Origin of the sequence: Albidovulum sp. (assembly GCF_049646345.1) — a bacterium.
Lineage (GTDB): Bacteria > Pseudomonadota > Alphaproteobacteria > Rhodobacterales > Rhodobacteraceae > Albidovulum.
The window spans coordinates 1-1,704 of record NZ_JBARVQ010000773.1 but is presented as its reverse complement, the minus strand read 5'-3'; the positions used below and the strand labels follow the sequence as shown (position 1 = coordinate 1,704).

The following is a 1,704-nucleotide window of genomic DNA, read 5'->3' as shown; positions in this document are numbered from 1 at the left end:
GCGTATTGTTGGCCCGAAGCAAGTGTTGCCGCCAGCGTGGCAGGCCCACCCAGATCACCGGATCGAGATAGTTGGATTCAGGATCGTCGTAAGGATCAGTCAACCGTTCGTCGCGGTGATGCGCCAGATGCAGATCGCGGAACCGCCCATAGGGGTAAAACAGCCCGAGCGGCAGGAAGACCAGTGCTTCGTTCATCGCGCGCGTGCGGAACGGGTGTCCGTGCAGCACCTCGTGCTGAAGCGATGAATGCAAGGTGATGAGAAATGTCAGGGCAAGATAGGCGAGCGGCAATGATATGTTCGTCAGCACCATGGTTGCGAACGCCCACCCCACGTAACATCCGCAGATCAGCGCCAGCGTCGGCCATTCGATACCGCGCCGCCGCTCAGACATTGCGGCCCCACGAAATGCGCGACCAGAGCCGTTCGTAAAGGATGTATGAGATCAACCCGATGAGCGTATTGGCCAGCGCCATGGCGCCACCCAATGCCGCCGATCCAGTCATCGCCAGCCCGACCAGCGCCATCATCGCAAGTCCGAGCAGGTTCCAGAGAACCGCCTTCAGTACCGTCCGTTTTCCCGTATCCATTCCCGCACCTTTTCCCCGTGATCAGGAAAGCTGAGCGGGCCGGAATTGCGAATTCCGAATATGATTAACATTTTTCATCAAATGTGTTTTTATAAACGCTATGCGCATAATTATCGACAAACGCGACCGCGCCGCCCTGTTCCGGGACCGGCTGACCCAGTCGATGGGCGAAAAGGGCGCAACGCAAAGCGGCCTTGCCCGGGGGATCGGGGTGGACCGCTCAACCATTTCGCAACTGCTGACAGGCGACGGCGCGCGGCTGCCCAACGCGCAGGTCGTGGCCGAATGCGCAACGGCGCTCGACGTCTCGGCTGACTGGCTGCTGGGCCTGACCGAACGCCCCGAGCGGCTGGCGGATCTTTTGGCGACCTCGCTGACCATGACCGAAGCGCCGCGCGCCCTGATCGACGAGACGATCTTTTGCTGGCATCAGGAGGCGGCGGGCTACAAGATCCGTCATGTCCCTGCGACTTTGCCCGACATGCTGAAGACCCGTGAGATGTTGCGCTGGGAATATGAACCGCAACTCGGCCGCACCGCCGATCAGGCGATCGGCGCGTCCGAGGATCGACTGAGCCTCATGGCGCGGTCAGGCTCGGACTATGAGATCGCGCTGCCGGTGCATGAACTAGCGGCCTTCATCCGGGCCGAGGGCTACTATCGCGGCCTGCCCGCCGATATTCGCGCCGAACAGGTGGCGCGTCTGCGCGCGCTTTACGCCCAGCTCTACCCGGCGCTTCGCATCTACCTCTTCGATGCGCGGCGGGTCTTTTCCGCTCCGGTGACGGTGTTCGGGCCCCTCCTCGCCGTCCTCTATCTCGGCCGTCACTACATCGCCTTTCGCGACTCGGCCCGCGTCACCAGCTTCTCGGCGCATTTCGACTGGCTGGTGCGTGAGGCAGACCTGGGCGCGCGGGATTTCCCCACACATCTTGATGCGTTGGCGCAGGAAGCCGGGCTTTGATCGGGCGGCGGTGTCCAAGTTCAGTTTCTCGCTTGGAGCCCATTGCGGTCGTTGGGACGCGCTACGTAAGCCGGGCGAGCGCCTGCCCGTGGGGTGGCGCAACGACCCGTATTCGGGGTGCTTTATGCCCGCAAAGCCCCTCTGACCTCA

Annotated in this window: 3 protein-coding genes; 1 reads left to right on the top strand and 2 read right to left on the bottom strand. The window is 62.3% G+C overall.

Features of this window, described 5'->3' with window-relative positions:
- Together WBB85_RS20330 and WBB85_RS20325 are read right to left on the bottom strand one after the other, a co-directional pair.
- Positions 1–394 (bottom strand): fatty acid desaturase (locus tag WBB85_RS20330; RefSeq protein ID WP_432640406.1); only part of this gene is annotated, 394 nt, incomplete at its 3' end.
- Positions 387–590 carry a DUF2061 domain-containing protein gene (locus tag WBB85_RS20325; RefSeq protein ID WP_432640405.1) on the bottom strand — a complete coding sequence of 68 codons (204 nt, stop codon included), beginning with the start codon at positions 588–590 and terminating at the stop codon, positions 387–389. The genes WBB85_RS20330 and WBB85_RS20325, both read right to left, overlap by 8 nt.
- Positions 591–690: 100 nt before the next feature.
- On the opposite strand from WBB85_RS20325, the gene WBB85_RS20320 reads away from it, so the two are divergent.
- Complete coding sequence (locus WBB85_RS20320) at positions 691–1,554, top strand: helix-turn-helix domain-containing protein (RefSeq protein WP_432640404.1); 864 nt, start codon at positions 691–693, stop codon at positions 1,552–1,554.
- The last annotated feature ends 150 nt before the right edge of the window (positions 1,555–1,704 follow it).